This is a genomic window from Sphingopyxis terrae subsp. terrae NBRC 15098 (assembly GCF_001598815.1).
In the GTDB taxonomy this organism is placed as follows: Bacteria; Pseudomonadota; Alphaproteobacteria; order Sphingomonadales; family Sphingomonadaceae; genus Sphingopyxis; species Sphingopyxis terrae.
In genome coordinates this window covers 1-23,726 of the sequence record NZ_BCZQ01000017.1, presented here as the reverse complement: position 1 = coordinate 23,726, position 23,726 = coordinate 1, and the positions used below count along the sequence as shown (strand labels likewise).

The window sequence follows — 23,726 nt, the reverse complement described above, 5'->3', positions numbered from 1 at the left end:
GCCTATAGCCCCTGGCAGACATTCTGCTGGCTGGTGTCGAGGAAAGGCGCAAAGGGGCAGCTGATGTAGCGCAGACGCACCGTCTTTCCATCGGACAGCGTGACGACGATATTGTCGGCACGCTTGTCGATCGGGGCGTTACCGATCGTGCCGACGCGCGCGCCGCCGTTATGCGTCCCGAGGAAGCTGATCATATCGTCCTGGTCGATGCCGTCGCCCGACACGCCGATCGCGCCGACAAGCTGCGTCCCGCGATAGATGGGCACCGAACCCGGGAAAATCTGGATACCGTTCTGCAGGCGATTCTGCCCCGCCGCGACGTCGGGCAAGGTCGTGCAGCGTTGCGGCGTGTCGGTCGCGCTGGCGCCCGACACGAAGCCGAGGTGCACGCCGATATTGCCGATGACGAGGGCGGATTGCAGCCCGGTCGAAAAGGGATTGAACTGCGCGATCGGGCGCGACAGCGGGCCATTGGGCCGCCCGACCTCGCCGTCGGGGAAATAGGGGCGCGACAGATTGCCCCCCGACCGGTCGGCAAAGGCAAAGGTGCCGGTCAGCGCGCTCGGATCGTTCAGGAAGCTGCGCACCGCGGGGACGAAATGCTGCACATCGGCGCTGGCGTTCGCGCTGAGCTCCGTCCCGGCGTTGGCGCCAGAGAAAAAGGCCGCGGTGCGCGCCTTCTGCAGCGACACGTCGGTGCCGAAAATCGGCGCGTCGGGCGCGCGCACGATGCCGAGCACGGCGCCATGCGTATCGACGAGGCTGATCGTCACCTGCGCCCGGCTGTCGAGCGGGCGGCGAATCTGCGCGCGCGCGCGGCTCATCACCGCAAAGGCATCTTCGAGCACGGCGCGCACCTCGGCCTGGGTCAGCGGCGCGCTGTTGGTCGATGCATCGGTGCCGGCACGGATCGGGAAGCGGTTGGTGCCGCTGCCATTGGTCAGGACAAAGGCATCGCGGTTGGAAAATTCGGCTGCGGTCGAGGCGCGGATTCCCGACGCTTCGCTGCCATAGGCGGTGCCCGCGACGATCGCCGCGGCGGCATAGCCGATGACCGCGACCAGATTGCCGGCCGTGCCGTTCAGACTGGCGAAGCTCGCGCCGCCGCTCGTCTGCAAGCCGCCATAGGTGGCGTCCGAAAAGCGCAGCGTCGTCCCGTCGACGGTGATCTTGTCGGCGGTGATCGCCGCCGGCGCCTCGAACCCGCGCGTCCCGGCGAGCGCGATGAACTCCTCGGCATCATTGTCGATGTCGAGGATGTTGGGATCGCTGCCATAGACGCCGTCGCCCATCACCCCGATGCCGCCGACGAGCACGCCATTTTTGTAAAGCGGCAGACCGCCCGGATCGGCCGCGAGGCCGAGCGGCGAGCGCTTCGGCCCGATCAGCGCGCCGCCGCCCATGGCGCCGAAGCGCGCGGCAAGATCGCTGCACGGAAGCTGGCTGAACTGCACCCCGAACAGCGGCCCGCTTTCCAGCCCCGCAGTCGTCGGCGCGGGCGGGAAATGCTCCTGGACGATCTGGCTCGCGGTACGCGTCGAAAAGGCATTGCCGCCGCTCGACAGATAGGCGCCGGTGATCGCCTTCGCGATCGCGCCCGCTTCTGCAGGGAAGGTGACGTTCTGCGCGTCGATATTGTCGCCGTTGGGCGCCGCCGAGGTCGTCGCGGTGGCGCGCGCGCCGTTCATGCGGAAGACGCCGAGAACATTGCCGACGCGGTCGGTCACCGCGATTACCGACGGCAGGCCGCGCGCCTGCGCCTCGGCAATCGCGCCGGCGAGTACGGTCTGGACGTCGGCGACGCTGAGCGACTGGCTCGCCGGCGGGGTATAGAGGCCGCCGGTCGGGGTGGGAGTCGGCGTCGGCGTGGGAGTCGGCGAGGGGGTCGGCGTGCCGCCGCCTCCGCCGCCGCACGAGGCGAGGAGCAGTGCCGGGCCGGCGACAAGGGCGGCGGTGCGAAAGAGGCGCGATCGGGTCCGCATCGGCTTACCGCAGCGCCTGAATCGCGCGCACCGCGCTGCCGAAGGAGGCTTGGAAGTCGCTGGGCTTATAGGCGTTGGGATCCTTGACCGAGGCATAGGCACGGTCGATGTCGGCGCGGATTCCCGCCGCAGCGCCGATGGTGATCCGCCCCGACGAAACCATGGCGTTGAGCAGCGTGTCGACCCCCATCACCGCCTGCGACGACCCCGCATAGTCGGTGAAGCGGTCGTTTACTGCCTTGCCCGCAATCGCATCGACCATCGCAAAGGCGTCGGTGCCCGAAAAGGCGCGCGCCGCGAAGGCGCTTTTGAGCGCCGCGACCGTCTGCGCCAGATCGGCGGCGGCGCGAACAGCCGCCGGCCGGTCGGTCGCGATCGCGCGGTGGAAGGCGGCGCTGCGCGCGCCGAGCTGTTCGGCAAGCGCGGGCGAGGCCATGCGCGCGGCGGCCGAGAGCATGATCAGATTTTCGTCATTATAGGGCGGCATGCCTTCGGGAATGCCCGGCCGCGCCGGATTGTCGACGCTGGTCTTCACCGGCTTCGCCTGATCGTAGATCCGGCGGTGGCAACTGTGGCAGTCGAGGAAATAAAATTCGGGGAACATCCCCTCGGTCCCGCGTTTCGACTGAAACAGCGCGAGGCTGCGTTCGAGCGCGGTCGCTTGCCCCACCGCCCACATCTGCACATGGTCGGTGCGCGCGCCCGCCGCGCCGAACTTGCGCCAGCCATAATCGGCATCTTCCTGATGATGCGCCTGGAGCGAGGAGAAGAGGTCGAGCTCGAACGAAATGCGCGGATGCCCCGCCGCCATGATGCGGTGGGTGACGAACTGCCCCTCGCCCGCGGCTCCGAAATGGCAGTCGACGCAGACGCCCGCGCGCACCACCGGATCCTCGAGCCGGCGCAAGCCGGCGCGCAAATTGGCGAGATGCTTCTCGCGCATTTCGCCGTCGGGGCTGGGGTTGTCGCCGACCCCGGCATAATGGCTCGCGATCCAGCCCCCTGCAGGACCGTGGCAGGATTCGCAGGTGACCCCGTCCTCGATCGGCGCGGTACCGCGGCTCGTCGCCGCATCGCTGTGGCACCCGAGGCACATCGACGCGCGCGCCGGATCGCCGATGCCAAGGTTGCGGGCAATGAACTGGCTGCGGCTGGTGTTGAGCACCGCCCAGGCGCGGCTATGCGCGCCGCCGGGGGTCGAGGGTTCCTGCCAGCGCATCAACTCGTCCTGACGGACAACGACGCCGTCGCCCTCCATCCGGCCGTGGCAGGTCGATCCCGCGCAGGACGCAACACCCAGGAAACGCCCGCCGCTTTCGCCCTGCGAGCGCGCCGGAGGCGCCGAAAGCGTCGCGGCGATCGCAAGCATGGCAAGCAGCAGAGCCAGTGCCGCCACCGCCGCCCACGACCGATCGCCGCGCCCGATGCCAGCGTGCGTCGTCATTCCCACGAGTCCCCTTTTGCCCTGAGGGCCTTTTACCCTAAACGACCCCGAACGCCAGCATCGCGTCGGCGACTTTCTTGAAGCCGGCTATGTTCGCGCCCTTCACATAATCGATATAGCCGCCGCCCTGATCGCCATAGGTCAGGCAGCGTTCGTGGATGCCCGCCATGATATCCTTGAGCATCTGTTGCAGCTCGGCTTCGCTCCAGCTGCGCCGGCCGCTGTTCTGGCTCATTTCGAGGCCCGAAACCGCAACCCCGCCGGCGTTGGCCGCCTTGCCGGGCGCGAACATGATCTTTGCGTCCTTGAAGACATGAACACCGGCAAGGTCGGTCGGCATGTTCGCGCCCTCGCTCACCGCGATGCAGCCGTTTGCCACCAGCATCTTCGCGTCATCGCCATTCAGCTCGTTCTGCGTCGCGCACGGCAGCGCGACGTCGCACGGCACCGCCCACGGCGTTTTGCCAGCGGTAAAGGTGGCGCTCTTGAACTCGGCGCAATAATCCTCGATCCGGCCGCGCCGGTGCGTCTTATGCGCCTTTACCCAGTCGATCTTTTCCTGGGTGATGCCGTCGGGATCGTGGATGAAGCCGCCCGAATCGGACAGGGTGAGCACCTTGCCGCCCAACTGCACGATCTTTTCCGCCGCGTGCGTCGCGACATTGCCCGATCCCGAAATCACCGCGCTCTTGCCGACGAGATCCTGTCCCTTCGCCGCGAGCATGTTCGCGAGGAAATAGACGGCGCCATAGCCCGTCGCCTCGGTTCGGATCAGCGAGCCGCCCCATTCGAGGCCCTTGCCGGTGAGCACCCCGGTAAATTCGTTGGTAATGCGCTTGTACTGGCCGAACATGAAGCCGATTTCGCGCCCGCCGACGCCGATGTCGCCCGCCGGCACGTCGACGTCGGCGCCGATGTGGCGATAGAGCTCGGTCATGAAGCTCTGGCAGAAGCGCATGATCTCGCGCACGCTCTTGCCCTTCGGGTTGAAATTCGATCCGCCCTTGCCGCCGCCCATCGGCAGGCCGGTGAGCGCATTCTTGAACGTCTGTTCGAACGCCAGGAATTTGAGGACGCTTTCGGTCACGCTCGGGTGAAAGCGGATGCCCCCTTTATAGGGGCCGATGGCATTGTTGTTCTGAACGCGCCAGCCGCGCTGGACGCGGATATTGCCGTTGTCGTCCTCCCAGCAGACGCGGAAGGACACGACCCGGTCGGGTTCGGCAATGCGCCGCAATATCTGCTGCGCGTGATATTCTTCCTTGTCGGCGATGAAGTCGAAAATATCCTCGGCGACTTCCTGCACCGCCTGGACGAACTCGGGCTGCCCCGGGTTGCGCCGCTTCACACCTTCCATGAACGTCGGAAAATCGACGTGATCCGCTACCGCCATGCACCCCTCCCACGCAAAGACTTGGGAAAACCGGTGCGACCCCCTGTTTTACGATTTTATCGTTGACCGACCTCGCCCGACAGAGGCTACACCTTTGCCCGCCAAAGGCAATATGGCGCGGCACCGTCGCGCGCGATTTCGCCGCGGCGGATATTCGGGGGATGGAATGAGCGAAACCAAGGGTATGTCGACGACGAACCGTGCGATCCTGATCGCCGCCTTCCTCCTGCTAGCCGGCGCGATCGGCTATGCGATCTGGCGCGATTCCGCCAATAATGCCGCGGCGCCCGCGCCGACGGCCGCAGCGTCACCCGATGCCCAGCTTGCCGCAATCGAGGAACGGACGCGGCGCGAACCGCAGAGCGCCGACGCATGGATGGCGCTCGGCGCCGCGCGTTTCGACCTCGGCGATTATCCCGGCGCCGCCGCAGCTTATGAAAAATCGGTCGCGATCGCGCCCGAGTCGGCCGGGCTATGGTCGGCGCTTGGCGAGGCGCGCGTGATGGCGAGTCCGCGCGATCCGATGCCAGCCGCCGCGGCCGAAGCCTTTGACAAGGCGATCGCGCTCAATCCCAAGGATCCGCGCGCGCGCTATTTCATGGCGGTGAAGAAGGATATCGCCGGCGATCACAAGGGGGCGATCGACGAATGGTTCGCGCTGCTCGCCGACACGCCGCAGGGCGCGCCGTGGGAGGCCGACCTGCGCCGCACGATCGAACAGGTCGGCGCGATCAACAAGATCGACGTCGCCGCGCGCCTCGCCGCAACGCAGCCGCGCGCGCTCAAGGCCGACGAGATGCCGGTCGCCGCGCGGGCGATCCCCGGCCCCAGCCGCGCCGACATGGAAGCCGCCTCGCAGCTTCCCAAGGGGCAGCAGGACGCGATGATCGCGGGGATGGTCGACGGGCTGGAGGCCAAGTTGAAAGCGAATCCGGCGGACGTCGACCGCTGGATCATGCTGATGCGCAGCCGCATGACGCTCGGCGAAACCGCAAAAGCGGCGCAGGCGCTGAAGGACGCCCTCGCCGCCAATCCGGGGGCGGCACAGCGGCTGAACGCGCAGGCACGGATGCTCGGGGTGCCGGGGGCTTAGGCGTCGGAACAACCTGTACTCCCCCGCCTTCGCGGGGATACGCCAATAACAAAAGAGGCAGGAATTACCCCGCCATCAGCGCTGCATTGCCGCCCGCTGCGGTGATGTCGGTCGAGATCGATTTTTCCTCGGCGAAGCGGTGCAGATAATGCGGACCGCCGGCCTTCGGCCCCGTGCCCGACAGGCCGCGGCCGCCGAAGGGCTGCGATCCGACGATCGCGCCGATCTGGTTGCGGTTGACATAGACATTGCCGACCGCCGCGCGCGCCGCGACATGCGCCGCGACGCCGTCGATGCGGGTGTGGACGCCCAATGTCAGGCCATAGCCCGAAGCGTTGATCGCGTCGATCAGCGCGTCGAGCTCGCCGCCCTTCCACGTCGCGACATGCAGCACCGGGCCGAAAATCTCGCGCTTGAGGTCGGTGACATGGTCGAGGCGGATCATCGTCGGCGGCACGAAGGTACCGCCCGCCGGCCAATCGGTGCGCGCCGCCTGTGCAATCACCCGGCCCGCGGCGCGCGCTTCGGCGATATAAGCCGCGATGTTCGCTTGCGCCTCGGCATCGATGATCGGACCGACATCGGTCGCGAGAATAGCGGGGTCGCCGATATTGAGTTCGGCCATCGCGCCCGCGACCATGTCGATCATGGTTTCGGCGACATCTTCCTGCACGCAAAGCAGGCGAAGCGCCGAACAGCGCTGACCCGCCGACTGGAACGCGCTGGCGACGGCATCGCGCGCCACCTGTTCGGGAAGTGCGGTCGAATCGACGATCATCGCGTTGGCACCGCCGGTTTCGGCGATCAGCGTCGCGATCGGACCGTCGCGCCCCGCAAGGCTGCGGTTGATCGCGCGCGCAACCTCGGTCGATCCGGTGAAGGCAACGCCGATGATATCGTCATGACCGGTCAGCGCCGCGCCCACCGTTTCGCCGCGACCGGGGAGAAACGCCAACACATCGGCGGGCACCCCCGCCTCGAGCAGCAGTTCTATCGCGGCATGCGCGATCAGCGGCGTCTGTTCAGCGGGCTTCGCCAGCACGGCGTTACCAGCGGCGAGCGCCGCCGACACCTGCCCCAGAAAGATCGCGAGCGGGAAATTCCACGGGCTGATGGCAACGAAGACGCCCTTGCCTTCGAGGATCAGTTCGTTGCGTTCGCCGGTCGGGCCGGGCAGCGCGATGGGGTAGGTGAAATCGGCGCGCGCCTGGGCGGCATAATAGCGCAGGAAGTCGACCGCCTCGCGCACTTCGGCCACCGCATCGACGAGCGTCTTGCCCGCCTCGTCGATCGCCAGCCCGAGAAAGAGAGCATCGCGTTCCTCGAGCAGATCGGCCGCGCGTTCGAGCCGTTCGGCACGGAAGGAGCCACCGGCAAGGCTCCAGTCGCCCTGCGCCGCGCGCGCGGCGGCGACGGCGGCATCGACCATATCGGCATCGGCCTCGATCACATGACCGACGACCGCGCCGGTCGCCGGATTGCGCACCGCTTCGGCGGTGCCCGCCGCTGCCGTGCCGCCGACGATCGGCGCCGCGATGCGCCCGATGTCCCGCGCCCCGGCAATCGCGGCCGCCAGCGCCTCGGGCACGCCGGGTTCGCCAAGGTCGTAGCCGCGCGAATTGCGCCGGACGGGATCGAAAAGCTGGAGCCCGGTCGGGATTTTCGACGGCACGCTGGCGATGCTGCGCGGGTCGACCGCCAGCTCTTCGGCGGTCACGTCGGGGTCCGAAAACTGGTGCACGAAGCTGCTGTTCGCGCCATTTTCGAGCAGGCGGCGGACCAGATAAGCGAGCAGGTCGCGGTGGGTGCCCACGGGCGCATAGACGCGCACCGGGCGCGGCGGCGGCGACAGCGCAACGATCGCATCATGCGCGCCTTCGCCCATGCCGTGCAGCCGCTGCAGTTCGTAATCGGCGCCGTCGAACAGCTCGGCGATAAAGGCCAGCGTCATCGCATTGTGCGTCGCAAAGGCCGGGAAGATGCAATCCTGATGCTCGCGCAATATCTGCGCGCACGCCATATAGTTGAGGTCGGTGTGATTTTTTGCAGTGAAGACCGGAAAATCGCCCAGCCCCATCGTCTGCGCACGCTTGATCTCGGTATCCCAATAGGCGCCCTTGACCAGCCGCATCGACAGCATGACGCCCCGCGCGCGCGCCTTGGCGGCAACCCAGCGGATCGCCTCGCTCGCGCGCTTCTGATAGGCCTGGATCACGATGCCGAGCCCGGTCCAGCCGTCGGCGAGCCCCGCGTCGATCAGCGCGCCATAAACGTCGAGGTGTGGTTCGAGCCGGTCGCTTTCCTCGGCGTCGATCATCAGCGGAATGTTGACGCCGCGTGCGGCGCGGGCGAGCGCGATGACATCGGGGATCAATTCTTCGCGAACGCGGTCGGCCTGCAGATATTCGTAACGCGGGTGAAGCGCCGACAGCTTGATCGAAATGCCGTGGTTGGCAAACGGGTCGCCCGGCTTCGCATCGCGGCCTATGCGCGCGATCGCCGCGGCGTAGCTGTCATAATAGCGCCGCGCATCCTCTGCGGTGCGCGCGGCTTCGCCGAGCATGTCGAAACTCGCGAGTTCGCCCTTATCCTTGTCGGCGCGCCGTACCGCTGCGTCGATCGTTTCGCCCATCACAAACTGCTGGCCGAGCAGTTTCATCGCCGCGAGCGCCGCCTGACGGATCACCGGCTCGCCCGAGCGGCGGATCATCGACTTGAGCAGGGTGAGCGGGTTCGCCTTGCTGCCCATCGCGCCCAGCATTAGCGTCGCCGAGCCCAGCGACAGGCCGCGCGCCGACAGCGCGACGACCAGCGGGCTATCCTCATCCTCACCCTCGCGCCAATGGCGTCCGGCGATCTTGTCGCGGATCAGCGCATTGGCGGTCGCGCTGTCGGGGACGCGCAGCAGCGCTTCGGCAAGGCACATCAGCACGACGCCTTCCTCGGTCGACAGGCGGTAGCGGTTCATGAGCTGCGCGACGAGCGTCTCGCGCTCGCCCTCGGCCTTCGCCTTGCGGATGAGCGCGAGTCCGCGCCGCGTCACCGCGTCGAGGGTGGCGGGCGAGCGGGCAAGCTGGGTCCGCAGATCGGCGACGATGTCGGCTTCGGAGCGGCGGGCGAGGGCGCGGATGGCGGCGCGGTCGGTCGGCTGGGTCATGGCGCATGATAGCATGCGGCGAAAAGGCAATCCGCCTTCAATCGCGCTCGAACGATTATCTTTTGACCTATTATCGGCGTCATATTAGGCAATCCGCATGGCAAATACGAAAATCTTGGTCGATCTGGACGAGTTCGATCGCAAGATCATCGCGATATTGGGCCGCGACGGGCGGATGACCTACACCGAACTGGCGCAGCGCGTCGGCCTGTCGAAGACGCCGTGCCAGCAGCGCGTCAAGCGGCTGGTCGACAGCGGGCTGATCACCGGCTTTCGCGCGATCGTCGACCCCGCGAAGCTGGGGCTCGACCATGTCGCCTTTACCGAGGTCAAGCTGTCCGACACGCGCGAGGAGGCGCTACGCCGCTTCAACGACGCGGTGCGGCAGATTCCCGAAGTCGAGGAATGCCACATGATCGCGAGCAGCTTCGATTATCTCCTGAAGGTGCGCACCCCCGATATCCGCCGCTATCGCATCGTGTTGGGCGAGAAAATCTCCAGCCTGCCACACGTCGCGAGCACCTCGACCTTCGTCGCGATGGAAACGATCTGCGAATCGGCCCGCTGAGCCGCCGAATGTTGTTGGAGCCGCTGAAGCTCAAACCGCTGCGCTATCGAAGCCAACGGATGTCCTCCTGCAACTGCCAGCAATTTCCGATGGGCCGGAACAGCAATTGCCCATCCGAATCGGGATGTGTCCCGGGCGGGAGCGGTTTGCCCTCAGGGCCGATGATATTCCCCAGATCCTCACCGCCTTCCGATTGGCCATCATAGTGGACGCGCGCCCAATCGACCGAGAAATCGTCACTCTGGCTCTGGTTGAACTGGATATCGAGATACTCGTCCTCATCCCCGGGGGACCGGGGCTTGGCGGGCTTGTAATAGAAGTCGACCTGCCGGACCGGAAAATCCTCGTAGGAATTCGCGGGCACGTCGCGCGACGAAATTACCCTGCCCTGAGGGTCCAGCACGGCAGACGTGATGGTGGGCGCGCTATATTTGCGCCGGACGGCCGGTGATATCGCAATGGCCGTGAAAAGCTGCTGAAAGTCGCGATTAGCACAGGCGCGCTCGGCCATCTCCAGCGCGTTGCGATCTTGCTCGTCGAGTGATGTCGGTGCCGCAGCGCCCGGCATATACTGCGCGGGCGCCTCCGTTCCCTGTTTCGTCGGATGCGTATCGGCGCCATTTGCGCCATCGCAGGCCGCCAATGTGATCACTGCCATGATGCACAAGGTGAGCGCATTCGTAACAGACTTGGGTCGCAAGATCAGAACTCCCGTCAATTTCGTCGACATTACCCCGCCGATGATAGCGCGCGAACGCGCGGGATGTACCGGTACGCGATTGCCTCCTCTCGCCTTCGGGGATGCTGGAGTAGGCTGACGCCCTTGAGATTATCAGCGCGAGGGACCATGGCTACCGACGATCATCTGAGCCGCCTTGAACGATTGACGCGGCTGCGCGAAGCCGGGGCGCTCAGCGCGGAGGAGTTCGACCGGGAAAAGGCGCGGCTTCTGCAATGGCATGAAGCGACAGCAACGACAGCAAGCTCGCCGGAAGACCCGGAAGACAAGGCCATGCCGGTCGACGGTGGCAGAGAGAGGGCGCCCGGCAACCGACGATGGCCGTTTGCGGCACTCGCGGGACTGACGCTGCTGGGCGGGAGTGGATGGGCGCTGGCGCATCGGGGCGGCGCGACATCGTCCGTGGCCATGGCGGATGCGGCGCCGGGGGTCGCTCGCAAAGCGTCGGCCACCCAGTCGCCACCGACGGCCAAGCCTGCTCCGTCGGCCATTCGCAGCCTGCCGGAAGAGAAGCAGATGGATCTGGCGTTTGATGCCGTCTTCGGACTCGGCGAGCGGGAAATGCGCGTGACCGAAGACGCTGTCTATACCTATGCGAAGGGCAAACTCGTCTGGGCTTCATTCGGCCCCGTCCTGATTGTCGAAGGGAACGGCGAGCCTTATCCTGCGGGCCTCGGGACGCTCGGCATCTTCTATCTGCGCGAAATGCCCGGTGCCAAATTCGCAGAAACCGGTCGATGGCCTGACGCCGTGACGGGCAGCATAATGGGCAATCCGCCGCAGTGGAAAATCCGGCGCGACATCCTCGATGGACTCGTCATCGAATCCACCGCGGGCGGTGTTTGGCAGGGCTATGTCTGCGACGCCAAGACGCTGACCGAATTGACCCCGACCGGCCCGAGGTCTCTCGTGACCTTCGATTCCCATTATGACAGCAGCGGTGCCGCCGAAGAGGGCGGCCAGAGCTATGATGGCACGATCGTCAACGTCGTGCGCAATCGCTCGTTCGATGTCCGCTTCGCCGGCAGCCGGCTCATCACCCAGAATTTCGTCCGCAAAGGCACGCACTATGTCAGCTTGCCAGCCGCTGACGGCGAGGAGAGCAAAAGCGCGATCCCGACCTGCTGATCGCCGGGCCTGGCAGTATGGCCGGGTATCGATGGAAATTTGCACCTCCGGAGGCTCCGGCGCGCGCGAAAGCCCGATGGACCGAAGGGAACCGGTACATCGCAGCGCTTCGCCGGTGGGGGAAACAGGAACATTGATTGGTCCGACATTCGAAGCGCGGAGGAAATATATGGCGGGCAGGGTCACGCGGGCTGAAGGCGACGCCCAAGCCGGTCCGGCTACGCGGGAATGCTTTGAAGGGCTGTCGCGAGGCGCGCTGGCAGGGATCGGCCTGTCGGCAATTCTGCTCTGTGTCGCCATGCCTTTGTCCGCCAGCGCAAAGCCCGATGCGCGGGACGGCATCGGCGAGATCGTCCAGCCCGCCACGGGCACCGACCGGGCGGTCTATGCCCCGATTGCGCCTTCGGCCATCCTGCCGCACTTTCTGGGCGACTGGGCGACCCGTTCGGGCAACTGCGTGGGCCAATCCTACAAGAACCGCATGGGATTGAAGCCCGATCTTGCAATTATCGCGGGAGAGGCGCTCACCGTCCGGACGGTTTACGTCGATACCGGCACGTCGCATGATCGCGGCGATGATGCGCCGCCGCGTGCCGCAGATTATGCCGATGCGCGCGACATGCTCGCCAGTCTTGTTCGACCCGGAAGCAAGGCCGTCCACTTTGTCCATTTCCGCTTTTCGGAAGCCAGCGGTCGCCTGATCGTCGAGGAAGTAGGCAAACCCAGACGCGCCTATGTCCGATGCTCGATGTGATGTCTGTGCGATTTTGGGGCTAGCATGGCCCCCGACAGGCAGGGCGATTGCTCAACCGCGGTCGGGCTGTAAGGTCGGGGGTTCGGCCGTGCGTTTGGCAAGATAATCGGACACACTATCCAGAAGAGGACTGGCCGGATCGAGATTGCGGCCATAAAGCACCCATCGCGCGGCCTGGTCAGCGCCGCCAGCGGCATCGCGCTCGCCCAGCCACAGTGCCGCCAGCGCCGCACCGCCGCAGCTCGACGCATCGCCAATCTTGCAGCCTGCCGCAAACCAACCGAGCCCTGTATGCAGCTGCGTCGGCGCGCGATAGCCGATCAGGTACATAAGGCCGACATTGTAGCAGGAGCGCCCGCTGCCAAGATTGCATCCCCGAACATAGAGGCCGAGGGCGTCGCGCTTGCGTCCCGCCGCCCTGATTCCGTCACCGGCTAAAATGCCGAGCGAACGACATCCCTCTCCCTCGCCACCGTCGCAGGCTTGGCGATAGAGGCGCGCCGCTTGTTTCTTTCCCGCAGCCCCCGGATCGGCACGCTCGACAAGATAGCCCAGATTCTTGCACGCAATCATCTCGCCCTTGTCGCACGCCATTTTGAACAGGCCCTTGCCGATCGCGAAATCTTCCGGATTCCAGTCGTTCTGCACATATTCAAGCGCGAGGTTGCTGCACGCCTTCGCCGAACCGAGTCGGCACGCACGGTGATAATAGTCGAAACCCGCAAGCCGGTCAGGTGGACCGCCCGTGCCGTTCAGCGCCATCAGGCCAGCATTGAAACAATTGAGCGCGCGGCCGCCCCGCTCGCAGCCGAGGATAAAGAAGCGCCGGGCCGCTTCGAAGTCCTTCGCCGTACCCTCGCCCTGATGCAGCATTTCGGCCAGATCGCCGCACCCGTCCGCTTCCCAGGCTTCGCAGGCCCGCCGCAACAGGACGAGCGCACGCGGAAGATCCTGCACCCCCGACAGAGCTGACCGGTAATAGCCAGCAGCGGCGACGCAACCGCGCTGAAAGCCGCCTTCGCACGCCCGGTCGAAGCTGGCGAGAGCCGTCGTCCGGCGCGTCTTGTCAGCATCAGTTTTGAACAAGTCTTCGTTCAGCAGCCCCGCATTATAACAGCTCTTCATATTTCCCATGGCGCAGGAGCGATCGAACGCAGCCAGCGCGATCACCGTCTCGCCCGCAATCAGCGCATCACGCCCGCGATCATAGTCGTAGCCGCCGATTTCGGAGGGGACGGTAACGGGAACGGGCGGACGCTCGGCGAGCGCCCGCCCGGAGGGAAGAAGAAACAGCAGGGCGAGCCCCATCGCCAGTCGCGCAATCATCGAGGACCTTTCCCTGCAGCTTGCCCCGCTGGATAAGCCACGGCTTTCGCTGCGACAAAGGCGTCGACGTACCAGTTCATCGTCGGGGCCGACGATCCGTCCCGTGCCTAGAAGGCCTGTTTGAGATTGACGGTCACCCCTTGATCGGAGCCTGCTCCGGTCGCCTGGCGATTATTATATTCGACGTCGAACGACGTCCGCTCGCCGATCGCCATTTCGAGGCCGAGGCCGAGCAGCAGCCGACTGCGCGCGTAGCCCGCGAGCGGAACGGCGTTGAACGGTCCGCCGGTCTGATCGAAATAGGCGACCAGCGCGTCGCCCTGCCGTTCGACGTCGCGCTGATATTCGACGCGTACGCGCGGCAGGAAATAGCCGTTCTCGACCGCGATGCGATAATCAAGCCGCGCGCCGAGGCCGAGCGAGGTGAACGCCACATTCTGATCGAGGAAGCGCAGGTCGAACAGCGAGCCGCTGCTTTCCACATAACCATTGAGCCGGCCGCGCTGCGCGTCGATGCGCACATAGGGAGTGACGCGCAGATCGCCCGTCTCGATATCGGCGCCGGCCGAGATCGCGCCGAACCACTGCCGCCCCTTGCGCGACGAATTGACCAGCGCGCTCGTCGCGGTGACGTAGCGACGCAGGTCGAAATCCAGCCACTGATAGCCGCCGAGCCAGTCAATGAAGAAGCCGCCGCCGAGCAGATGGCTGCCGTAGAGCGCAATCGTCTTGGCCTCACCCCGGCTTTGCGACCCGTTGCGCCCGACATCGGTCGTATCGCGGCCGATCCCGACGCCGATGCCGATCGCGAAATCCGGACCGAAACGATAGTCGGCGCCGAGCGTGATGCCTTCGGATTCGAAGCGCTCCGACGGCCGCCCGGTCGAGGGGTCGCGATCGCCATAGCGGATCGCGCCGCCCGCCCAGATCGCGAGCGGTGCGTCGATCGGGCCGCTCGACGCCGACGCGTTTTGCCCGTCGTCCGCATCCGCCGCCGTCCCGGTCCCCGCCCCGAAGCCTGCGCCGGCACCAAGCGGCGGCTGCCCTGTCCGGCCGGGGATGGCCCGCCCTCCGCCGGCCGGATCACCGCTCGCACACAGGCTGTTGGTCCAGGCCGTCAGCGTGTCGAGGCAGGGATCGGACGCGCTGATCCGCAGCCCGTTGCGGAATCCGCCGCCTCCGCCATGGCGGAGCCCTTCGAGCCGGCGGGAAAAATTGCCCACCTGAACGTCGGCGAAGCGCCGCGCCGAGGCGACCTGCGCCTGCACCAGACCGCGCACCTCGGGATCGTTCGCCGGATTGGGCCGTGCGGTCACGGCGAGCACATAGCTCACCGAAACGGTCGACGCCGTTCCGCCGGTGCTGTCGGTGACCAGAATGGTGAAGCTGGCGTTGCCCGAGCCGGTCGGCGTACCGCTGATCAGCCCCGCCGGACTTATGGTGATTCCCACGGGCAGGCTGCCCGCCGACACTGCGAAGCTGTAGGGCGCGACACCGCCCGCCGCGGTCAGTTGCTGACTGTAGGCGATCCCCTGCACCGCGCTGGGCAACGACGCGGGCGTGATCGTCAATGCCGCGTTGGCAACGGTCAGCGTCAGCGCGGCCACACTCGTCTGCCCATTGGCGTCGGTCACGGTTACGCCGATCGCGAAATCGCCCGATGCGGTGGGCGTTCCACTGAATGTCCCGTCGCCCGCGAGCGCGATTCCGGCGGGAAGCGTTCCGCTCGCGAGCGCATAGGAATAAGGCCCGACCCCGCCAGACGCCGACAGAAGCGCCGAGTAGGGCGCCCCCGCGGTGGCCGGGGGGAGTGCCGCAGGCGTCACGAGGATCGTCGGCGCCGCCACGGTCAGGCTGTAGCTTCCCTGCGCGGTGAAGGGCGCGCCGGGACCGGTGGCGCCGTCATCTCTCGCCGTCACCGAAAAGGCGAAGCTGCCAACCGCCGTCGGCGTCCCCGCGATCACGCCCGTCGCCGGATCGATCGCGACGCCGGCGGGCAGGTTCCCGCTGACCGCATAGCTGTAGGGACCGACGCCGCCGGTCGCGCTGATCTGTTGACTGATGGGAGCAGCATAGGCGGCGGCAAAGCTTGCCGACGGCGGCGCGAGGGCGAGCGTCGGCCCCGCCACCGTCAGCGTGAATGCCTGCGACCTGGTAAATGGGCCTGTTCCCGTCGAGGCATCGGTGCCCGAAACGGTCAGGACGAAGCTGCCCGCCTGAGTCGGCGTTCCCGATATGCCGACGCTGCCGGCATCGCTTGTCGAAACGGTCAAACCGGCGGGCAGCCCGGTGACCTGATAGGCCGAGAAAGGCTGGGCGCCGCCGGAAAAAAGGAAGCGCCGGTCAAAGTGCGTTCCGACAATGGCCGCCAGCGACCCGTCGGCGGCGATGGAAATCGTCGGCGCCGAAACCTGGATCGTCGCAGTTGCGGGCGCCGAAGTGCCCCCAGCATTGCTGGCCGTATAGGCAAAGCTGTCGGGTCCGGCATATCCCGCCGCGGGCGTGTAGCGGATCGCCGTCCCCGACACGCTCGCCGTGCCGTGCGACGGAGCGTTCGTGATCGCGACGCTTGCCGGCGTCCCTCCGCTGATAGCGAGGGCGATGGCCGTATCGACGCTGCCATAGGCAACGGTCGCCGACACTGCTCCGGTGACGGGCGTCTGTTCGACGATCGTCAGTGTATAGGCCTGCGACGTCGAATAGGGCCCGGTTCCGCCCGAACTGTCGGTCGCCGTGACGGTGAAGGAAAAGCTTCCGAAGGCGCTAGGCGTGCCCGTAAGCTGCCCCGTTGGCGAAAACGTAACGCCCGCCGGTAGCGCACCGCCGGTAACGGCATAGCTGTAGGGCGCGGTGCCGCCGGTCGCCGCAAGGATCGTCGCGCTGTAGGCGGCCCCCACCTGGCCCTGCGGCAGGCTGGTCGCGGGCAATGTCAGCGCCGGAGCGGCGACGACCAACGTATAGGCCTGCGCGCCCGACTGACCGTTCGCGTCGGTTGCGGTGATGGTGAAACCGAAGCTGCCGCCGACGGTCGGCGTCCCGGAAAGCCCCCCGCCGCCCGATAGCGTCAGCCCCGTCGGCAAGGCGCCGGCGGTCACCGCATAGGCATAACCGCCGACCCCACCCGACGCTGTGAGCGTCTGGCTGTAGCTGGCGGCGACCGTCGCGCCGGCAAGCGCCGCCGGTCCGATGGCGATCGTCGGAGCGGGCACCGACAGGCTGTAGTTCGCCGATACGGCAAACGGTGCCCCCGGACCGGTCGATCCGGTGTCGGTTGCCGTTACCGTGATCGGATAGACGCCCGGCGCACTGGGCGTGCCGGTCAGCATATTGCCGCCGAACGCCAGTCCGGCGGGGAGCGTCCCGATGACCGAATAGCTGAACGGGCCAACCCCGCCGCTTGCTGCAAAGGCTTGCGAGAAGGCCGCGCCATAAGGCGCCGGGAGCGTTCCCGCGCCGGGCGCGAGCGACAGCGTCGGCGCATCAACCGTCAGCACGAAGGGCTGGCTGGTGGTGAAAGGGCCATTGCCCGTCGAACTGTCGATGGCGGATACCGTGAGGCTGAAGCTGCCCGATTGGGTCGGGGTGCCCGCGATCGTCACGCTGCTCGCATCCGAACCCGTGATTGCGACGCCCGCGGGCAGATTGTTCACCTGATAGCTGCCGAACGGCTGCGCGCCGCCGCTGAAGCTGAACGTCTGGCTGTAGGCCGTGCCGACGGTCGCTGCGAGCGGTCCGGTGGCGGCGACGCCGATCGCCGGGTCGGCGATAGTCAGACTGACGGTCGCCGGCGCCGAGGTGCCACTGGCGTTCGCGGCGCTGTAGGTAAAGCTGTCGGGGCCTGCATAGCCCGCAACGGGCTGGTAAGAGATCGTGGTTCCGGACGCCGTCGCGGTGCCGTGTGACGGCGGGGTAACGATCGCGACGCTCGTCGCCGCGCCGCCCGAAAGGCTGAGCGTGACGCCTGTGGAGCCGCTGCCATAGCCGATCGTCGCCGAAACGGCATTGGCGACGGGGGGCGCCACCGCGATGTCGATCGCAAAATCATTGAATGCCGAATAGGGGCCGCTGCCCGTCGAACTGTCGGTGGCGGTAATCCGGAAGCTGAAGCTGCCCGCCGCGGTGGGGGTTCCCGAAAGCGAGCCAGTTGCGGGGTCGAGCGTCACCCCGCCGGGCAGGCTGCCGCCGGTCACCGCATAGCTATAGGGCGCGGTGCCGCCGCTCGCCGCGGTGATCGTAGCGCTGTAGGCTGTACCGACCTGCCCCGCCGCCAGCGGGGTCGCCGGCAGGACGATGGTCGGCGGCGCGATCGACAGGCTGTAAGGCGTCGAACCCGAAAATGGCCCCGGTGCCGCGCTGCTGTCGGTCGCGGTGACCGTGAAGTTGAAGGTGCCGCCTGCGGTCGGCGTTCCTGACAACAGGCCGCCAGGCGCCAGCGTCAGCCCCGATGGCAGCGCGCCCGCCGTCACCGAAAAGCCATAGGGTCCGGTGCCCCCGGTCGCCGAGACCGTCTGGCTGTACGGGGCCGCGACCTGTCCTCCGGTAAGGGCGCCGGGTGACAGCGTAACCGGAACATCGTCGTTGGTGATGGCGATGAACGCCGTCGGTATGGCGATCGTCGCGTTGACGGCGCCGAACAGGCCGAGCGAGAAGGCCTCGTTTGTTTCGGGAACGGTGTCGCCGACGACGGAAATCGCGATCGTCCGGCTGGTCTGCCCCGGCGTGAAGGTCAGCGTTCCCGACACCGCGCCGTAATCCGATGGCTGCGTCGCCGAACCATTTGCCGTGGCGTAGTTTACCGTCACCGTCTGGCCGCTTGCCGTGTCGAGCGTGACCGTGACGATGGCATTGGACGAACCGCTGTTCCCTTCCACGATCGACACATCGGACGTGGAAATCGCCGGCAGCGGATCGTCGTTGGTGATTGTGCCGACCCCCTGCCCGTCGATGACGACCGCATTCACTACATTGGTGACGTTCGCGAAGAATGTCTCGCTCGCTTCGTTCAGAGTGTCGCCGTTGACCGTGACGGTGAAGCTTGCGCTGCTCGTTCCCGCCGGGATCGTCTGGCCGGTCAGGCTGCGAGCGACATAGTCGCTCCCCGCGGCGGCAGTGCCGTTGGCGGTCGCGATATCGAAGGAGACGCCACCCGGTCCCGCTGGCGCCGACAGGCTGACCGTAAACGTAAAATTGGTTGTGCCACTGTTTCCTTCGGCCGCGGTCACATCATTGATGCTCAGCGACGGAAGATCGTCGTTGAGGATCATGCCCGTCGCGCTGTTCGGCGCACCGACGACATAGCCGGTGCCGGCGGCGAGCGACAGGATGGCCGTTTCGTCGGCTTCGATGGTCGCATCGGCCGTCGGATTGACCGTGACGGTTCCCGATGTGCTGCCCGCCGCGATGACGAGCGGCGACGCGAGGGTCGCATAGTCGGTGCCGTTAGTGGCCGTTCCGCCGACCGTATAATTGATCGACACGCTCGACGACGGCGCCTGGGAGAGCGTTACGGTGTAGACGAGATTCGGCGCACCATCCTCGGCCACTGCAGCCGGCGACACGGCGATCATCGCGGTCGGAACATCGTCGTTGAGGATCGTACCCGTGGCGCTCGACGGCGCGCCGACCGTATAGCCGGTGCCGGCGGCCACGCTCAGCGTAACCGTCTCGTCTGGCTCGATGATGCTGTCGGTGGTCGGGTTGATCGTGATGCTGGCCGTCGTCGACCCCGCTGGAATCGTCACGCTGGCTACATTGCCCGTATAATCGACGCCAGCGGTTGCGGTGCCGCCGGTCGTGATATTGACCGTTGTCGGCGACGACAGGTTCGCACTGCGGGTGACGGTATAGGTCAGGTTGGTCGCGCCGTCCTCGCTGACCGAGGCCGGCGAGACCGCGATCGAAACGCTGGGTGCCGACACGACATTGATCGTCAGTGTTTCGAGCTCGAAATATTGGCCGGGCCCGCTGCTGCTGTCGGTGACGCGCAACTGGACGCTCGCGCTTCCCGACGAAGAAGGCGTTCCGGTAATAAGGCCGCCTGTCGAAAGACTGAGCCCGAAGGGCATGGGGGTGCCGGGAGGTTCGGTGGCATAGATATAGGGCGCGACCCCGCCATTGGTCGCGAGCTGGGCTGATGCCGCCGTGCCCTGAACCAGCGTTACCGTTCCCGTTGCCAGCGAGAGCGACGGATTGCCGATCGTTCCGCTATAGCTCTTCACCGCAGTTGCGCCGAGCGAGTCCTGCGCGGTGACACTGAACGTATAATTTCCGCGGCGCGATGGCGTGCCGGAGAGTATGCCGCTGGACGACAGATTCAAGCCGGGGATCAGCGTCCCGCCGGACACGCTAAAGCTATAGGGCGCGGTGCCGCCCGTTGCACTCAGCGCCTGATTAAGTGCGGTCCCCGCGTTCAGCGAAGGAAGCGACGCGGGGGTCACGACAATAGACGACGTCGGCGCGCTGATGGTGATGGTGATCTGGATCCAGAATCCGTCATTGTCCTGAATGTCGAATACATCCTGCGTCGCCGCATCGCCGTTGTGGCTGTATGTGAGGATCGATGCAGTCGAGCTCGGCGGGACAAAGCGTTCCGATGTCGTCGCCGTTCCGTGGGACGGCCCGTTTCGCGTCACCGCGACGCCGTTTCCCAAACCTATATGCGTATTGTCACAAGATGTGAGGTCAACCTCGACCACCCCGCCAGACGCAACGGTTGCGGTGCGCGGCGAACAATAAGGCGACGTGTGCTGCGCCTGAGCGGCTCCGCCGAATGCGAGGCCCCCGACGGTTATCATCACCAGGAGCGTCCAGCGCATCCACAGCCGACGCAGCGTCAAAAATCCCATCGCCCCCATCCCCCGTACATTCGGAACGGCGGTTCTGGGCGTCGGACCAGCGGGGCGCCAGCGCGGCCATGCACCGGTACGTTTCGGCGTCTCGAACAAAAATGGGGACGGAGATTGCTCTCCGCCCCCAGGTCGTCGTCTCGTCGACGATCAGAATTTGACCACGGCACCTGCATAGAAACGGCGACCGTAGAGATCGAACACCGGCGATGTTTCGAGCCCCGTCGGCGTACCGAATGGCGAGCCGGGAATATATTGCGGCTTCTTGTCGAAGATATTGTCGACGCCGACATAGAAATCGAACTTCTTGTCTTCACCCGGCTGCCAGCGAAGCTGGGCATTGTGGAGCATGAAGCCGTCGATCTTGTTCAGCGCCTGAACGGCGGGATTGGCGTTGAAATAGTCCTTAATATAGTCGCCGCCACCATGGTAATTGGCCTGCCAGCTAATGCTGAAGCCGCCGGTGCGATACGTCAGACGCGAGGTCAGGTTGTGCCGCGGATTGCCGAACGTACCCGCATAGTTGATCACGTCATCGGCCGGGTCACCCTGTTGCTTCGACGCGATCAGATAGGTGTAATTGAGGCTGAACCCCAGGCTGTCGTCGGCGCTGAGGCCGAGCGGCATATTATACCGGACGCCGACGTCGACGCCTTCCGACCAAAGGCCCGCAACGTTTAGCAACTGCCCGTCGACGCGGGTAACGAACCCCGTCGTCGCATCGCGCGTCACATTGTCGCAGTAGATCGGCAGGCCGGTCAACACGCACTGGCTGATCGAGTAGGAGCGCCCGAGCGTGCTGATCGCGCCTTCGACCTTGATATTATAATAGTCGACGGTCAGCAGCAGGTTCCGCACGAAGCTGGGCTGATAGACCATGCCGAGCGTGTAGGTTTTGGCCGTTTCCTCACGCAGCGCGGTGTTGCCGCCGATAAACCCGTTGATACCCTGAAGATCGGCGAGCGAATATTTGAAGATGCCGTTGGCGGTAATCGCCGCCTGCACCGCCGGAATGGCGCGGCAGGCCGCCCCGTAATCGCCCCCCGTCGATGCCGTGATCCCGTCGCAAGGATCGCTGACCGACGCGAAGGTTTCCGACGGCGCGGTGAACAATTCGCTGATATTCGGCGCGCGGTTCGCTTCGGCATAGACGCCGCGGAAACGCAGCCCGGGCAGCGGCGACCATTCGGCACCCGCATTCCAGCTGAACGTCGAACCCACCGTCGAATAGTCCGACAGGCGTGCCGCCCCGATCAGCCCGAGATATTCGAAGAAAGGCTTACCCGACAGCAGCGGTACATTCACTTCGCCGTAAAATTCGAGAACGTCGAAATCGCCGCGCGTGTCGGGGATGACGTTCCCCGAGTTACCGCCCGTATTGGTCAGGATGTCGAGGTCACTGACGCTACTTTCCTTGCGATATTCGACCCCGAGCGCCAACCCGACGTCGCCGGCGGGCAGCGCAAAGACCGGGCCCGAAATATTCGCCGACCACACCTGTTGCTTGTTGGTGATGAGCTCCGATTTCGGAACAACCGATTTCACATAGTTGGCGGCGCGGGGATCGGCGGTGTTGTAACCGAAGATGTCCAGCGGAATGCACCCCTCAGCCCGGGCCGCGGCGTCGGCGCAAACGATATCCACGCCCACGACATTGCCCGGCCCGACGCGGATCGCGTTCAGCGCGTTGCGGTAGCGGTTATTGTCGATATCTTCGCTGGCATTATAGTCCCGCAGGTGCCCGTAGACATAGCTTGCGTCCCATTTGAAACGGCCCAGTTCGCCCTTCAAACCGGCGACAACGCGCCAGGTGTCGCGGCTGACGACGTTCGAGCGATCGAACACATCGTTCTGGCGACGACGGCCGTTGATCGCATCGACGTCGTTCGTCGGATCGGCATCCGAATTGGCAGCAGCAATCGCCGCGGCAACTGCCGCGGGGATGAACGGGTTGGTGATCGGAATGCCATAGGGATCGATATCGCGATAATAGACATCGCTCAGAATATCGAGCGCGAAGGGTTCGAGGCGCGAACGCGACTTGACCTTCGCATAGGTGACTTCGGCAAAGGCGGTGACATTGTCGGTGAGATCGAAATTGCCGACCCCGCTCGCAAGATAACGCTCGAGCGGAACCGAAATATAGCGCTCGCCGTTACGGTTGAAGCCATATTGGCCGGTGTCGAAGCCGGCGAGGTAGGCAACCGAATTGTCGGGGTTAAACGAAAAAGTGTTGCGACCGCCCGGCAGGATATTGACCGCCTGCCCCGACGCGTTGACCGTGCGGAACTGCCCCTGCGGCGCATAGGAGGAATAGGCCCCCAAACCGCATACCGTTCCTGAACAATCCTGCGCCGAAATCGCGCGGTCACGCGAGCGCAGTCCCATGTCCTTGTCGTAGGAAAAGTTCAGCAGGATATTGCCGCGATCTTCGGCACCGAAGCTTGTGCCAGCGGTGATGCTGGCGAGATAGCGCCCATTGTCGCCATGTTCGGTGATGCCATATTGGCCGCGTACCGAGACGCCGTTGAACTTGTCCTTCAGGATGAAGTTTACAACGCCCGCAATCGCATCCGAGCCATAAACGGCCGAAGAACCGCCGGTGACGATTTCGACGCGGTCAATGAAGTCGGTCGGGATATTGTTGAGGTCGACTGCAGAGTCGCCTGCAAAGCCCGAAATGAAGCGCCGGCCGTTGACGAGCACCAGCGTGCGGCTGGAGCCGAGATCGCGCAGATTGACCGTCGCGATGCCGGTGCCCGAGGTCAGGAAGTTGGTGTTCGTCCGGGTAATCCCGATTGCCGTTTGCGGCATTTCGTTGAGGATGTCAGAGATGTTCGGCGCGCCATCGAGCGCAATGTCCGCGCTGCCCACGACAGCGAGCGGAACGGGGCTCGCGGCTTCGTCGGTACGTGCGATGCGCGACCCTGTAACGACCAGTTCAGTCGCAGCGACATCGGTTCCGTCATCTGCCTCTTGCGCGGAAACCGAAGGCGCCAGCGCCATAGCCGCAACGGCGATCGGAGCCGTCGCGAGCCTCAAGCGAATGATGCGCGATTTTGCCAATTTTTTTCCCCTTTTTACTTCAGATCATGCCAGCCAAAATCCCGCTCGGCCTTATGGGCTCGAACGGCAGGACAATAGATGATGGGGTCGCGTCCGTCAAGGTGGTGTAATTTCGGCTGTGGCCGTGGGCCATCGTCAGGCGGCTTTGGCGGTGATGTGTAGGGGCTGATTTTCCTCCTCGATCATGGGTTGGTTGAGTTCGGCCATGCCTTCGATCTGCATGTATCGGTG

The 23,726-nt window shown here is 65.5% G+C and carries 12 protein-coding genes; 4 read left to right on the top strand and 8 right to left on the bottom strand.

Annotated elements, in window-relative coordinates; all coding sequences use genetic code 11:
* Nucleotides 1-2 precede the first annotated feature (2 nt).
* Genes STE01S_RS10730 through gdhA form a run of 3 tightly spaced genes read right to left on the bottom strand, consistent with a single transcriptional unit; the run spans nucleotide 3 to nucleotide 4,819 of the window.
* Nucleotides 3-1,982: a heme-binding protein gene (locus STE01S_RS10730; protein WP_058811035.1), complete on the bottom strand. Its 1,980-nt coding sequence runs from the start codon at nucleotides 1,980-1,982 to the stop codon at nucleotides 3-5.
* A 4-nt stretch (nucleotides 1,983-1,986) separates the two neighbouring features.
* Nucleotides 1,987-3,426: a multiheme c-type cytochrome gene (locus tag STE01S_RS10725; RefSeq protein WP_062767622.1), complete on the bottom strand. Its 1,440-nt coding sequence runs from the start codon at nucleotides 3,424-3,426 to the stop codon at nucleotides 1,987-1,989.
* A 37-nt stretch (nucleotides 3,427-3,463) separates the two neighbouring features.
* A complete protein-coding gene (gdhA, locus tag STE01S_RS10720) occupies nucleotides 3,464-4,819 on the bottom strand; it encodes an NADP-specific glutamate dehydrogenase (protein WP_003046570.1) in 1,356 nt (451 codons plus the stop codon).
* A 166-nt stretch (nucleotides 4,820-4,985) separates the two neighbouring features.
* Between gdhA and STE01S_RS10715 the strand changes: the two genes are divergently transcribed.
* Nucleotides 4,986-5,912: a tetratricopeptide repeat protein gene (locus STE01S_RS10715; protein WP_162928256.1), complete on the top strand. Its 927-nt coding sequence runs from the start codon at nucleotides 4,986-4,988 to the stop codon at nucleotides 5,910-5,912.
* 64 nt (nucleotides 5,913-5,976) lie between these two features.
* On the opposite strand, the gene putA is transcribed toward STE01S_RS10715, so the two are convergent.
* On the bottom strand, nucleotides 5,977-9,069 hold the full coding sequence (putA, locus tag STE01S_RS10710; protein WP_255265927.1) for a bifunctional proline dehydrogenase/L-glutamate gamma-semialdehyde dehydrogenase PutA: 3,093 nt from the start codon (nucleotides 9,067-9,069) through the stop codon (nucleotides 5,977-5,979).
* Nucleotides 9,070-9,166: 97 nt separating this feature from the next.
* Here putA and STE01S_RS10705 point away from each other — a divergent pair, with 97 nt between their 5' ends.
* A complete protein-coding gene (locus STE01S_RS10705; protein ID WP_062767618.1) occupies nucleotides 9,167-9,637 on the top strand; it encodes an Lrp/AsnC family transcriptional regulator in 471 nt (156 codons plus the stop codon).
* A gap of 43 nt (nucleotides 9,638-9,680) precedes the next feature.
* Here STE01S_RS10705 and STE01S_RS10700 read toward each other — a convergent pair whose 3' ends face one another.
* Nucleotides 9,681-10,295, bottom strand: coding sequence for a hypothetical protein (locus tag STE01S_RS10700; protein ID WP_162928255.1), 615 nt, complete (start codon nucleotides 10,293-10,295; stop codon nucleotides 9,681-9,683).
* On the opposite strand from STE01S_RS10700, the gene STE01S_RS10695 reads away from it, so the two are divergent.
* A complete protein-coding gene (locus STE01S_RS10695; RefSeq protein ID WP_218016985.1) occupies nucleotides 10,242-11,504 on the top strand; it encodes an SHOCT domain-containing protein in 1,263 nt (420 codons plus the stop codon). The genes STE01S_RS10700 and STE01S_RS10695 overlap by 54 nt on opposite strands.
* Nucleotides 11,505-11,673: 169 nt before the next feature.
* A complete protein-coding gene (locus STE01S_RS10690) occupies nucleotides 11,674-12,258 on the top strand; it encodes a hypothetical protein (RefSeq protein WP_062767612.1) in 585 nt (194 codons plus the stop codon).
* 51 nt (nucleotides 12,259-12,309) lie between these two features.
* Here STE01S_RS10690 and STE01S_RS10685 read toward each other — a convergent pair whose 3' ends face one another.
* The 3 genes from STE01S_RS10685 to STE01S_RS10675 form a co-directional block, all read right to left on the bottom strand.
* On the bottom strand, nucleotides 12,310-13,584 hold the full coding sequence (locus tag STE01S_RS10685; RefSeq protein WP_162928254.1) for a tetratricopeptide repeat protein: 1,275 nt from the start codon (nucleotides 13,582-13,584) through the stop codon (nucleotides 12,310-12,312).
* 107 nt (nucleotides 13,585-13,691) lie between these two features.
* Nucleotides 13,692-20,429 carry a putative Ig domain-containing protein gene (locus tag STE01S_RS10680; RefSeq protein ID WP_062767608.1) on the bottom strand — a complete coding sequence of 2,246 codons (6,738 nt, stop codon included), beginning with the start codon at nucleotides 20,427-20,429 and terminating at the stop codon, nucleotides 13,692-13,694.
* A gap of 150 nt (nucleotides 20,430-20,579) precedes the next feature.
* Nucleotides 20,580-23,435, bottom strand: a complete 2,856-nt coding sequence (locus STE01S_RS10675; protein WP_162928253.1) for a TonB-dependent receptor plug domain-containing protein — start codon at nucleotides 23,433-23,435, stop codon at nucleotides 20,580-20,582.
* Nucleotides 23,436-23,726 lie beyond the last annotated feature (291 nt).